Raw genomic sequence first — 12,813 nt, 5'->3', positions numbered from 1 at the left:
CGACTGCGGCCGGACCGGCGACGGGCCCGTCACCCCGTGCGAGGTGACGGGCCCGTGCTCGTCGCTGGCGTTCCGCTCAGCCGCAGGACCGCAGCGCCGCGACGTTCCCGTCGAGCGACGCCGGCCCGCCCAGCAGCACGACGTGGTTCGCGCCGAACGAGTCGATGAAGTCCAGGGTGTCCTCCGGGATGCACCCGGGCTTCACGATGACGAGCGGCGAGCCGGTGACCGCGGCGAGGGGCGTGCCGGACAGCGCGTCCGGGAACTTCGTGCCGACCGCGACGTAGACGGTGTCGCTGTAGCCACCGAACGGTGCGAAGACGTCCCACGACAGGTTCGCCGACACGTCGAAGCGGGTCGCGCCCTCGTAGCGACCGGACCACTTCTCGCCGGCGACGTCGTGCGCCACCGCGTCGCTCAGCGAGACCGCGCCGCCGACGGCCCACACCGACTCGACGCCGAGCGAACGCCGGACCGCTGCCGCGGCGGGGTCGGCCGTCCACCCGCCCGGGGTGATCATCAACGGGACGTCGTCGTACGCGGCGGCGGCCCCCGCGGAGAGGGCGTCCGCGAAGCCGGTGCCGTTCGCCAGGTACGTGCGCTGCGCGCCGGTGGTGCCCCACGTGTCCGTCGCGAGCTGTCGGGCGACCGCGTACCGGTCCGCCCCGGACACCCGACGGACCTCGGGCGCGAGGCCCTGCAGCTGCGTGAACACGTCGGCGGAGACCGAGGGTGGTCCGCCGACGACGACGATGCGGTCGGGCTGTCGGGCGACGATGGTCCGGCGGACGACGTCGGGGATCGCGTTCGGGGTGACGAGCAGGAGCGGTGCGTGGTCGTGCGCGGCGACCGGCCCTGCGGTCAGCGCGTCGGGGAAGTTCTCGCCGTTGGCGACGTAGACCGTGCCGCCGGTGCCGGGGATCCTCCGGGCGACCGCCGCCGAGACGTCGTACCGGTTCCCGCCGTCGATGCGGGTCACGTCACGGACGGGCTCCTGCAGGTCGATCGTCATCCCGGTGTCGAACTGCCCGGGTCGGACCGTCAGCGGCGTCGCAGCCGCGGGGTCGGTCGCCCAGTGCGAGCCCGCCCGGTAGCTCGTCGCCCAGGCACCGTCGATCGCGCTGAACCGCAGGACGTACCGCCCGGCGACGAGCCCGGTGATCGTCCACGACTCGTCGGACTGCTGGTCGATGTCGGTGCCGCTCACCAGGACGGGGCGGCCACCGTGCTCGTCCAGGCGCCATGCGGTGACGACACCGAAGACGTCGGGGTGGGAGGTACCCGCCGGGTACTTCCACTCGCCGGCCACGGTCCCGGGGCTCGTCGCCGTGAAGGCACCGAGTCGGACGGTCTGCCCTGCCGCGACGACGACCTTCGTCGCCTCGCGCTGCGTCGGGGCGTCCGGGTACCAGGACTGCGCCACCGACTTCTGCTCGACGGACGGGTCCCGCAGCGACAACCAGTAGGTGCCCGCCGGCACGGTCGCGCCGAACGTCCCGCGCGCCGCCTGGTCGACCGACGTGACGACGTACCCGCTCCCGTCGACCACGTCGATCGTGGCGTTCGGGGGCGTGCCGTCGCCGGCGAGGGTGACCTGGCCGACGAGGTGCCCGTCGGTCGACGCGGCGGTCGCGGTGGTCGGCAGCAGGACCGCGCCGACGAGCGCGGCCACGGCGGCGATCGCGGCGAGGGCGGGGCGTCCCCGCAGGACGCGCGACGCGGCGGGGGCGGTCGGGTCCGCCTCGTTCTGGAGATGCACAGCGGGATCGTAGGGGCGTGTGGCAAGCGCGAGCAGCCCCGGTCCGAGGGACACCCTCCGGCTGGCGCGCAGCCGACTGCCGTGCATAATGATCTGGCTCGGAATGTGAACGTGCACATCGGCGTGCCACGGCCCCGGGCGGGAGAGAGCAACGATGGCGTCACCGCGGACACAGCAACCGCGCTCGCCCAGCATCCGCGACGTCGCGCGGGTCGCCGGCGTCTCGCACCAGACCGTGTCGCGGGTGCTCAACAACTCGGACGCGATCCGGGCGGAGACCAAGGACCGCGTGCTCGCGGCGATGGAGCAGCTGCAGTACCGGCCGAACCGCGCCGCGCGCGCCCTCGTCACGAGCCGGACGCACACGATCGGGGTGCTCACCGCCCAGCGTTCGCACTACGGCCCGGCGGCGACGATGCAGGCGATCGAGGACGCCGCCGTCACGCGCGGCTACTCGGTGACGACCGCGAACATCGCGGCCGCCACCGACGAGGCGGTCCGGGACGGCCTCGGGCACCTGCTCGACCAGGACGTCGAGGGCATCATCGTCATCGCGCCACAGCAGCGCGTGTTCGACCTCATCGAGGAGCTCGGCATGCGGACGCCGTACGTGGCGCTCCGCACGAGCGGCGGGGACGAACGCTCGACGCTCTTCATCGACCAGATGGAGGGGGCCCGGCTCGCGACCGCGCACCTGCTCGACCTCGGGCACGAGTACGTCCGTCACATCGCCGGGCCGCAGGACTGGATCGAGGCCGAGGCCCGCATGCAGGGGTTCCTGCGCGAGATGTCCGACCGGGACATGCCGGTCGTGCCGCCGATCCTCGGTGACTGGACGGCGGACTTCGGCTACCACGCGGGCCGCGAGCTCCTGCGGTACCGGGACTGCACGGCGATCTTCTGCTCGAACGACGCGATGGCGCTCGGCGTCATGCACGCAGCGCGGTCGTACGGGCTCGACGTGCCGGGTGACCTGTCCGTGGTCGGCTACGACGACATCCCCGAGGCGAAGCACCTCTGGCCGCCGCTGACCACGGTCGAGGTCGACTTCCCGGAGCTCGGCAGGCGGTGCGTCGAACTGCTCCTGCCGTCGGAGGACCAGGCGCTCCGCCCGGTCGACCTCGTGCCGCAGCTCGTGGTACGCGGGTCCACGGGCGCACCGCGGCGTCGCTGACGCGACCACCCGCCGGACGGGAGGCCCGTGGCGACCCCGCCCCGCGCCTCCCGTTCGTTCGTGGAGCAGAAGACGTCGGGTACCACCGGCGGACCCGACAGTTGCTGCTCCACCGACGCCCCTCGTCCCCACGCACGACGGCCGACCACCCCACCTCGGGGGGCGTCGGCACGCGGATTCCGCCGGATCACGCGGGCCGTTACGAAAACGCGACCGAACCGAATTGACAGCCGCGACGGGGCTGTGCGTAAATTACCTCCGTTCCGCCGATGTGAACGGTCACATGACCGTCACACGATCGGGACACCGGACGCGACAACGAGGTCCACGCAGGCGACTCCTGCGCCCCCGATGCCGCAGCTCACCACCCGAAGGACTGCCGCACCGCAGCGGCAGAAGGAGATGCACCGTGGCGTCAACCCCACAGGGACCGGACCTGGCCACCAGGTCCGTCACCAGCGCCGAGACCATCCTCGAGATGCGGTCGATCACCAAGGAGTTCCCTGGTGTGAAGGCACTCTCGGACGTGTCGCTCAGCGTCCGCGCCGGCGAGATCCACGCGATCTGCGGCGAGAACGGCGCCGGCAAGTCCACCCTCATGAAGGTGCTGTCGGGCGTCTACCCGTACGGCACCTACAGCGGCGAGATCGTCTACGAGGGCGAAGAGGTCCGCTTCAAGGACATCAAGCAGTCCGAGCAGGCCGGCATCGTCATCATCCACCAGGAGCTCGCGCTCATCCCCGAGCTGTCGATCACCGAGAACCTGTTCCTCGGCAACGAGCCCGGCCGCTTCGGCGTCATCGACTGGACCAGCGCCCAGCTGCGCGCGCAGGACCTGCTCGCCCGTGTCGGCCTCGACGAGGACCCGGACACGCAGATCAAGAACCTCGGTGTCGGCAAGCAGCAGCTCGTCGAGATCGCGAAGGCCCTGCACAAGGACGTCAAGCTCCTCATCCTCGACGAGCCGACCGCCGCCCTGAACGAGAACGACTCGCAGCACCTGCTCGACCTGATCGTCGGGCTGAAGTCCAAGGGCATCGCGAGCATCATCATCAGCCACAAGCTCAACGAGATCGAGCAGATCGCCGACGAGATCACGATCATCCGCGACGGCAAGGCGATCGAGACCCTCAACGTGAAGGGCGACGGCGTCAACGAGGACCGGATCATCCGCGGGATGGTCGGCCGCTCGCTCGAGAGCCGCTTCCCGGACCGCACCCCGAAGATCGGCGAAGTCTTCTTCGAGGTGAAGAACTGGACCGTCCAGCACCCGCAGGACCCGTCCCGCCTGGTTGCCAAGGGGTCGAACTTCCACGTCCGTCGCGGCGAGATCGTCGGCTTCGCGGGCCTGATGGGCGCCGGCCGCACCGAGCTCGCGATGAGCATCTTCGGCCGCTCCTACGGCACGTTCGTCGACGGCCAGATCATCAAGGACGGCCGTGAGATCAAGGTCGCGAACGTCCAGCAGGCGATCGCGAACGGGCTCGGCTACGTCTCCGAGGACCGCAAGGCACTCGGCCTCAACCTGCTCGACACGGTGAAGCGCTCGACCGTCGCGGCCGACCTGCCGAAGATCTCGAAGGCCGGCGTCGTGGACTCCCTCAAGGAGTACGACGTTGCGGAGAAGTACCGCAAGATGCTCCGCACGAAGGTGCCCTCGGTCGAGGACAACGTCGGCAAGCTGTCCGGCGGGAACCAGCAGAAGGTCGTCCTGTCCAAGTGGATGTTCACCGACCCGGACCTGCTGATCCTCGACGAGCCGACCCGCGGCATCGACGTGGGCGCGAAGTTCGAGATCTACGGCATCATCCAGCAGCTCGCAGCGCAGGGGAAGGGCATCATCCTCATCTCCTCCGAGCTCCCCGAACTCCTCGGCCTCTCCGACCGGATCTACACGATCTTCGAGGGCCAGATCACGGCTGACGTCCCCGCTGACCAGGCCGACCCCGAAACCCTCATGCGCAGCATGACCTCCGCGCGGAAGGGCGCACTGATCTCATGAAGAACCTGAAACTGCTCTTCGGCAAGGGCAACAGCATCGGCCAGTACGGCATGATCATCGCCCTGGTGGCGATCCTGATCATCTTCTCGATCTGGACCGACGGGCTCATCCTCGAGCCGACGAACATCATCAACGTGTTCCTGCAGTACTCCTACATCCTCATCCTGGCGCTGGGGATGGTCATGGTGATCATCGCCGGCCACATCGACCTGTCGGTCGGTTCGGTGGCCGCGTTCACCGGCATCATCGTCGCCCAGTCGATGGCGCAGTGGAACTTCCCGGCGTGGGCCGCGATCCTCCTCGGCCTCGCCGTGGGTGCCGCGGTCGGTGCCTGGCAGGGCTTCTGGGTGGCGTTCGTGAAGGTCCCGGCCTTCATCGTGACCCTGGCCGGCCAGCTCATCTTCCGCGGTGCGAACCAGATCATCGGCAACTCGACCTCGCAGCCGGTGCCGGACGACTACGCGCAGATCGGTTCGGGCTTCCTGCCCGACTTCGGCCCGGACTTCGGGTTCTCGAACGGCACGCTCATCCTCGGCCTCATCACCTGCCTGGTGCTGATCTTCCTCGAGTTCCGCGGTCGTCAGCGTCGCAAGAAGATGCACGCCGAGCTCGTCCCGCTCTGGGTCTCGATCGTCCGTACGGGCATCCTGGTGGCCGTCACCCTCGTCGCGACCTACCTGTTCGCCGCGGGCCCCGCCGGCACCTCGATCCCGGTCGTCGCGATCATCCTCGGTGTCCTGACCATCGTCTACGGCTTCCTCACCAAGAACACGATCTTCGGCCGCCAGGTCTACGCGGTCGGTGGCAACGCGAACGCCGCCGTCCTGTCCGGCGTCAGCGCCCGCAAGGTCAACTTCTTCGTCATGATGAACATGTCGGTCCTGGCCGCCATCGCCGGCATGGTCTTCGTCGGCTACTCGGGCGCCTCGGGCCCCGCGGACGGCACCGGCTGGGAGCTCGACGCGATCGCCGCCGTGTTCGTCGGTGGCGCCGCGGTCGCCGGTGGCATCGGCACGATCTCCGGGTCGATCATCGGTGGTCTCGTCATGGCCCTGCTGTCCAACGGTCTGTCGCTGGTGGGTCTCGAGTCCAACCGCGTCCAGATCATCCGCGGTCTCGTCCTGCTCGTCGCCGTCGCCTTCGACGTCTACTCGAAGTCCCAGGGTCGTCCGTCCCTGATCGGCGGGATGTTGAAGCAGTTCCAACGCAAGGACACCGAGCAGAACACGGTGGCCGCGCAGCAGCCGCGGAGCATCGAGGACCAGCCCGAGAAGGTCAACGTCCAGTAACGCGTGGCGGGCGGCCACGCCGGTGGCCGCCCGCACGATCCCTCACCACACAGCACCACTCCTCAACGAAGAGAAAGCAATCTCATGCGCAAGAAGCTCATCGCCGGCATCGGTCTGGCACTCGTCGCGGGCCTGGCCCTCAGTGGCTGCTCGGCCCGCGGCAACTCCGACGCCGGCTCCGGCTCGTCGGACGGCGCCTCGAACGTCAAGATCGAGAAGGGCGCCCTGATCGGCGTCGCGCTCCCCGCCAAGACCTCGCAGAACTGGGTGCTCGCGGGTGACGCCTTCGAGAAGTCCATCGAGAAGGCCGGCTTCAAGGCCGACATCCAGTACGCGAACGCCGGCAACCCGGTCCCGGACCAGCAGGCGCAGATCCAGTCGATGGTCACCAAGGGTGCGAAGGCGATCATCATCGGTGCCGCCGACGGTTCGCAGCTCGGCACGCAGGTCGCCGCGGCCAAGAAGTCCGGCGCCGTCGTCATCGCCTGGGACCGCAACATCCTGAACACCGAGAACGTCGACTACTACGTCGCGTTCAACAACTTCAAGGTCGGCCAGCTGCAGGGCCAGGCCCTGCTCGACGGCATGAAGGCCAAGAAGGCCGAGGGTCCGTACAACATCGAGCTCTTCTCCGGTTCGCCCGACGACGCCAACGCGAAGGTCTTCTTCAACGGCGCGATGGACGTCCTCCAGCCGAAGATCGACGACGGCACCGTCAAGGTCGTCTCGGGTCGCACCAGCTTCTCGGAGACCAACACGCAGGGCTGGCTCGCGCAGAACGCCCAGTCGCGCATGACCGACATCCTGACGAAGTCGTACACGAACACCGAGCTCGACGGCGTCCTGTCGCCGAACGACACCCTGGCCCGCGCGATCCTGACCGCCACCAAGGCGGCCGGCAAGCCGAACCCGGTCGTCACCGGTCAGGACTCCGAGACCGCCTCGATCCCGCTGATCATGCAGGGCGAGCAGTACTCGACCATCTACAAGAACACCACCGACGAGGCGCAGGCCGCGATCGACCTGGTCTCCGACCTGGCCGACGGCAAGACCCCGAAGACCACCGAGGACAAGAACAACGACAACGGCAAGAAGATCGTGCCGGCCGTCGAGCTGACCCCGGTCCTGGTCACCAAGGAGAACGCGGTCGAGGCCTACAAGGGCAACGACACCCTCGAGGAGCTCGCCAAGAAGGGCTGATCCCCTCCGCAGCAGCACCACAGCACCACAGCACCACAGCACCACAGCACGAGGAAGGCCCCGTCTCGCTCCGGCGAGACGGGGCCTTCCCGCGTTCCGGGGCAAGGCCCCGTCTCGCTCCGGCGAGACGGGGCCTTCCCGCGTTCCGGGGCGTCTCGGCAGGGGCGGTGTGTCTCGCGGGTATCGTCCAGACGCCCACGTCGCATCGAGACACCCGCACCGGGGTGAGACGCCGCGGGTTCTCCGGGCGTCTCGACGACCGCGGTACGTCTCACGCCGACGCCCCCGTCTGGCGGGACGGTGGGAGCGCCGGACGGGAGGCACGGGGTGCGGCCGCAACAAGCGCCCCTCCCGCCTATCGGTACGGACGGATGGACGGCTTACCCACTCAAGAGAAAGCGTTTAGTGCCGACACAGCTGGTCGACCGTGGTGCGCAGTGCGAAGCAAATGTCACCTCAATGCTGCAGAATGGCATCATGATGCGCCGGGTGACCCTCACCAGCTCCAGGGATGCACCTCTGCGCTTCCGGCCGATTGACGACACAGCGCTGAACTCAGAACGTCCTCTTCGCCTCGGCTCTCAAGACTTGATCCGACTCGCAGAGTTTGCGATGAACAACGGTTTCATGGTAGTGCGATTCGAGATATCAGATGCATATTTGACCGCCCTCGATGAGCAAGAGTCTTCCCTCATCTCATCGGACCTGAAAACGATATTGGGAGATTTCGGGGGACGGGAACTCATAGCTGCCATGCATGACGAATTTGATGGCTTGTACATCGTTGGTGTCGAACTGAAATCTATTGAAACCCACCGGCGCGCGACTATTCGACGCGACGGTTACCTCGATAGTTCCACACCGGAGGAAGCGGAAAATCTGTTGACGACCGCGTGGGAAGCGCTAGAACTGCAATGAGCGTATTTCGCCGCCTGCTGGTAGAGGCTCTAAAGGTTGCTTTCGTGGCTTGGAGCGTGGTTGGACTAGACCCTTCGCTCGAGCAGAACCTTCCGGACTGGCACCCCATTTGGCGCTATCTACTAGGGGCCGCAGTCGCAGCTTTCCTACTGGAAGTCTTTCTACAGCTCATTCTTGGGCGGCCTGGCATCGACCTGCATTGGAAGATTCCCGGAGATCCGGTCGAACCGACCAGCGAACTCGTCTTAAAGATTTCGAACCGGAACTTGGTGGGGCAGCCAGTCGATCTGACCATCATCAGCCGGAACAGCGGCTGGTTGAGCTACGCGATCCTCCGCTTAGTGAGTCGCGGAGCTCTGCAGCTGCAGATTCGCGTCGAGCAGTCATCCCTCAAGCCCTATGTCGAGTACTCCTCAGACATAGCTGGTAGGCTTCTTACGGAAGCGAACGACGGAATCTGCGGGTTCGAGGTAGAAATGAGCTCCGCACCGAGCAGACCGGGCTTATGGAGGGAAGCGCAAGTCCGATGGACGGCCCCACGCCTCGTTGAGGACAAAACTTACAACGTCGATTACTCATTCAAGCACCCGCACCCATTCCTGCAGCTGATGCTCACGTTTTGGACGCGGGAGTCCAATGTTCAATCAATTCGCCTAGTCCGGAGATAATTTGCCCACCATGAGTCGCGCCAGTGTAGGCGTTCTCCCAATGATGGCGCGCACTGCCATGTCATTGGAACAGATTCGCGATCGCATGCTTGCCGAGCGGCCTGTTCCGTCTACCATGAGCCCGGGCTGGGCGAGTATGGAAAATGCTCAGTCCAACTTAGGCACAATCAACACTGCACCTCCCGTCTCCGATCCCGTCATACTCGAAGCAAATGACGAGCTCCCCAGGATGCTCCAAGCTCGCTTCTACTTTTGGGCGACGCCTCCGACAGGTGTAAGCGATCAACCCGGGCTGGATCCCCGAACGGTCCGCCGGCTCGATGCCGTCGATGTGGTCATCACCGACCTAGCCAACTCAAGCGTCGCCATCCTTGTCTCGAGCCGCAACCGCACTCTCCTCCATCGCCGAGATGGGGTTGTTGCACGCCTGCAGAAGATCTTCCAGAGCGATGACGCTTCCACCAAGATCGACCGCTGGAACTCGCCATTACAGCTTCGCGATCCAGACATCTTCCTTTGGCTGACGGTTCAACAGCGAGATCAAGACCAAATTGCTCCAGATTTGACTCTGGACCAAGTTTCGGGAATTAGCGGCCGCGATGCGTCAGCGCGTACGGCGGACCTCCGGGCCGGCGTCGACTTCTCACGCCCCAATTTCCTTACGGCAGTTGCCGAAGCCGACACTCTTGGGCCGATTGATATCTCGTTCATTCAGGCGGTCGGCGACGCGCGGCGATCGTTCGCGCTGAAGCTCTACGTTGATGGCGGATTTGTCCTGCAGTCCAATGACATCTATCTGCCGGACGTGATGGCAACCGATGAGAAGATGCTGTTCAGCACCCTTTTGTTGGCGTACGAATTGGTGCCGCGCATCAATTCGCTGTATGTAGCGGACGCGGAACACTGGGAGACGCGGCGACTCGAGGTGATCGAGGCAGCGATGGACGACCTGCAGGAGCGCTACCGGAATGCGAAGGAGGCACTACGAGAGCGGGCACTCGCCTCCCCGCGGTTGCCGGTACGCGAGGAAGACGACGACGAGACGCCCCTCGGCGATTGAATGCTGCACTGTGAAGGATTAACGAGCGACGGGTATTCGAGTCGAACGGCCGCCCCCTCTACCGGAGAGGAGGGCGGCCGTCCCTACTTGTTCATGTCACAGGTCGATGCTGGGCTCGAATCTCTGCGAAAGTTCGAGCGGCCTCCGCCATCACAAAAACGCCGCAGTCTCGGCAAATCCAACCTGATTCAATAGCGTGCATGCGCTGTAAGCAGATGCAAGTAAGGTTCCCAACTTCCCATTCATGTAGCATGCGCCTATTCAGCCACAAGTTGCGACTCTGGCGAGGCAGAAGCTGATAGATGTGGATGATGGCTGTTGTGCACAGGTACGCGCGGTCGAGCCGCCACTGCTTTGGTCAGCAATCAGCAGCATCCGGCTCTGCGCCTTCCTGGGCCGAGCACCTCGACTGTCACCTCGAGCAGTTCTTCTGCATAGTCCCTGTACCAGCAAGGGCAAGACGATCCTTCCATCCGTCCAGGGTTGCCAGAGAAAACGACAGCTGCACAACGCGCCCGGCTGCGTGGCTGATTGAGGGCTCGGGCCAGCTTCGCTTCATCAGAGTGACCTGCGGTCTTCCGGCATCGCGAAGAGCCAGCATCACAGAAGTGGCGGCGGCGACGCCACAGAAGGGTAACCGCCACCTCAAAGCCCGCTGCGCGAGCAAGCCTCTGCCGCATCACGAGCGAGGGTTGCCGACGACCGTTCTCGTAGGTGCTAACCGCGCTCTGCGTGATTCCGGCGCAAACGGCGAGCTGCACCTGCGTCAGTGCGGCGCGCAGCCGGGCGTCGCGGATGATCTCAGACGCCACCACCGGCTGCGGTGCACGGGTCGGTGCTTTGTCCATGCAACAACGATACACAGAGTGCGACATTTCGCTGCGCGGTGGTACATCAAGGGTCGGGGCTGGCGCCGCGGAGGGGTGGTCGGGCACGCGCCCTGCCCGACGGGCTCCGATCAGTCGCGCTGCGAGACGTCCGCGCGGTGGAAGTTCAGCGCTGAGCGCGACGGCGTCGGGCCGCGCTGCCCCTGGTAGCGAGACTGGTACTCAGCCGAGCCGTACGGCTTCTCCGCCGGACTCGACAGCTGGAAGAAGCAGAGCTGGCCGATCTTCATGCCCGGCCAGAGCTTGATCGGCAGGGTGGCGACGTTCGACAGCTCGAGGGTGACGTGGCCGGAGAAGCCCGGGTCGATGAAGCCGGCCGTCGAGTGCGTCAGGAGGCCGAGACGGCCGAGCGAGCTCTTGCCCTCGAGCCGCGCGGCGATGTCGTCGGGCAGCGTGACGACCTCGAAGGTCGAGCCGAGGACGAACTCCCCCGGGTGCAGCACGAACGCCTCGTCCGGGTCGGTCTCGACCAGGCGGGTGAGCTCGGGCTGGTCCTCGGCCGGGTCGATGTGCGGGTACTTGTGGTTGTCGAACAGCCGGAAGTACTTGTCGAGCCGGACGTCGATGCTCGACGGCTGGACGAGCGAGGGGTCGTACGGGTCGAGCCCGATCCGGCCCTCGGCGAGCTGGGCGGTGATGTCGCGGTCGGAGAGCAGCACGCAGGAAGCCTAGCGGCAGGGTGTGCCCGCCGATATGCTGCGAGGCTGCCCTGCCGGGCGGCGGACGACGGCCGTCCCACCGGTCGACCGCAGGGAGCATCGTGACCACGTACAGCGTCGAGGAACTCGTCGTGCCGACGGCGATGGACGACGACCCCGAGCGGGTGCGGGCGTTCTGCGACTGGCTCGCGGTGTCCGACGCGGCCGAGGTCGCCGTGCACGGGCTGCCCGAGCTGTCCTGGACGCCCGCCGAGGCCCTGCCCATGTGCCGCGAACCCGGCGCACCGAGCCGCCTGTTCGTCGTGCGTGACGCCGACGGCGAGGTCGTGGCGTCCGGGGCGTACGACTCGAAGACCGAACCGGGCACGACGAACTGCTGGCTGTCGCTCGGGGTCCGGCCCGACCGGCAGCGCCGCGGCATCGGCACCCTGCTGGCCGACCACCTCGAGGGGGTCGCCCGGTCCGAGGGGCGCACACAGTGGAAGACGTACGCCGTCTCGCGCCAGGTCGGCCCCGCGGACGGACCCGGGTACGTCCCGGCACCGACGGGCTTCGGCGCCGTGCCCGCGGACGAGGCCGGCGTGCGGTTCCTGACCGGCCGCGGGTGGCGGTTCGGGCAGGTCAACCGGATCAGTCGGCTCGGACTCCCCGCCGACGCGTCGGTCGTGCGCGAGCTGCACGAGCGCGCGGCGACGGCGGCCGGCCCCGGGTACCGCGTGCACACCTGGACCGGTGCGACGCCCGAGCGGTGGCTGGACGGCCTCGCCCTGCTCCACACCCGGATGAGCACCGACGCCCCCGAGGGTGACATGCAGGAGCCCGAGGACGTCTGGACGGCAGACCGCGTCCGGGAGACCGAGGAGCAGTTCGCGAGCGGCCCGCACACCATGCTGACCATCGCAGTGGAGCACGTCGAGAGCACCACCTTGGCTGGTTTCAGTCAGATCAAGATCTCAGATGCGCCTGGTCGGGCGGTGATGCAGTGGGACACGCTCGTGCTCCGCGAGCACCGCGGACACCGGCTCGGGTGGCTGCTCAAGGTGGTCGGGATCGAGACCATCGAACGGGACTTCCCGGGGCGACCGTCGATCGTCACCTTCAACGCCGAGGAGAACCGGCCGATGCTCGACGTCAACGAGGCGGTCGGGTTCGTCGGGGTGGGCAGCGAGGGCATCTGGGAGCACCGGGACTGACGCC

The 12,813-nt window shown here is 66.8% G+C and carries 10 protein-coding genes; 7 read left to right on the top strand and 3 right to left on the bottom strand.

Annotation, left to right across the window (positions count from 1 at the left end):
• Positions 1–76 precede the first annotated feature (76 nt).
• Complete coding sequence (locus DEJ22_RS01865; protein ID WP_146241730.1) at positions 77–1,759, bottom strand: cell wall-binding repeat-containing protein; 1,683 nt, start codon at positions 1,757–1,759, stop codon at positions 77–79.
• Positions 1,760–1,913: 154 nt separating this feature from the next.
• On the opposite strand from DEJ22_RS01865, the gene DEJ22_RS01860 reads away from it, so the two are divergent.
• The 6 genes from DEJ22_RS01860 to DEJ22_RS01835 all read left to right on the top strand — a co-directional run bounded on the left by DEJ22_RS01860 (position 1,914) and on the right by DEJ22_RS01835 (position 10,070).
• Positions 1,914–2,933: a LacI family DNA-binding transcriptional regulator gene (locus DEJ22_RS01860; protein WP_111226962.1), complete on the top strand. Its 1,020-nt coding sequence runs from the start codon at positions 1,914–1,916 to the stop codon at positions 2,931–2,933.
• 478 nt (positions 2,934–3,411) lie between these two features.
• Positions 3,412–4,935, top strand: a complete 1,524-nt coding sequence (mmsA, locus tag DEJ22_RS01855; protein ID WP_111226963.1) for a multiple monosaccharide ABC transporter ATP-binding protein — start codon at positions 3,412–3,414, stop codon at positions 4,933–4,935.
• A complete protein-coding gene (mmsB, locus tag DEJ22_RS01850) occupies positions 4,932–6,224 on the top strand; it encodes a multiple monosaccharide ABC transporter permease (protein WP_111226829.1) in 1,293 nt (430 codons plus the stop codon). The genes mmsA and mmsB overlap by 4 nt, the downstream gene beginning before the upstream one ends.
• Before the next feature lie 84 nt (positions 6,225–6,308).
• Complete coding sequence (locus DEJ22_RS01845) at positions 6,309–7,424, top strand: substrate-binding domain-containing protein (protein WP_111226830.1); 1,116 nt, start codon at positions 6,309–6,311, stop codon at positions 7,422–7,424.
• Between the two features lie 405 nt (positions 7,425–7,829).
• Positions 7,830–8,342, top strand: a complete 513-nt coding sequence (locus DEJ22_RS01840) for a hypothetical protein (protein ID WP_146241731.1) — start codon at positions 7,830–7,832, stop codon at positions 8,340–8,342.
• Between the two features lie 726 nt (positions 8,343–9,068).
• A complete protein-coding gene (locus DEJ22_RS01835; RefSeq protein WP_146241732.1) occupies positions 9,069–10,070 on the top strand; it encodes a hypothetical protein in 1,002 nt (333 codons plus the stop codon).
• Between the two features lie 365 nt (positions 10,071–10,435).
• On the opposite strand, the gene DEJ22_RS15810 is transcribed toward DEJ22_RS01835, so the two are convergent.
• Positions 10,436–10,918 (bottom strand): helix-turn-helix domain-containing protein, encoded by a 483-nt coding sequence (locus tag DEJ22_RS15810; RefSeq protein WP_181430739.1) that lies wholly within the window; start codon positions 10,916–10,918, stop codon positions 10,436–10,438.
• Between the two features lie 110 nt (positions 10,919–11,028).
• On the bottom strand, positions 11,029–11,616 hold the full coding sequence (dcd, locus tag DEJ22_RS01830) for a dCTP deaminase (RefSeq protein WP_111226833.1): 588 nt from the start codon (positions 11,614–11,616) through the stop codon (positions 11,029–11,031).
• Positions 11,617–11,717: 101 nt separating this feature from the next.
• Here dcd and DEJ22_RS01825 point away from each other — a divergent pair, with 101 nt between their 5' ends.
• Entirely contained in the window at positions 11,718–12,809 is a 1,092-nt protein-coding gene (locus tag DEJ22_RS01825) for a GNAT family N-acetyltransferase (RefSeq protein WP_111226834.1), read from the top strand.
• Positions 12,810–12,813 lie beyond the last annotated feature (4 nt).

It is taken from the genome of Curtobacterium sp. MCSS17_007 (assembly GCF_003234175.2).
Taxonomy (GTDB): domain Bacteria; phylum Actinomycetota; class Actinomycetes; order Actinomycetales; family Microbacteriaceae; genus Curtobacterium.
Note: the sequence above shows the minus strand (reverse complement) of the source record. Positions and strands in the feature narration are given on the sequence as shown.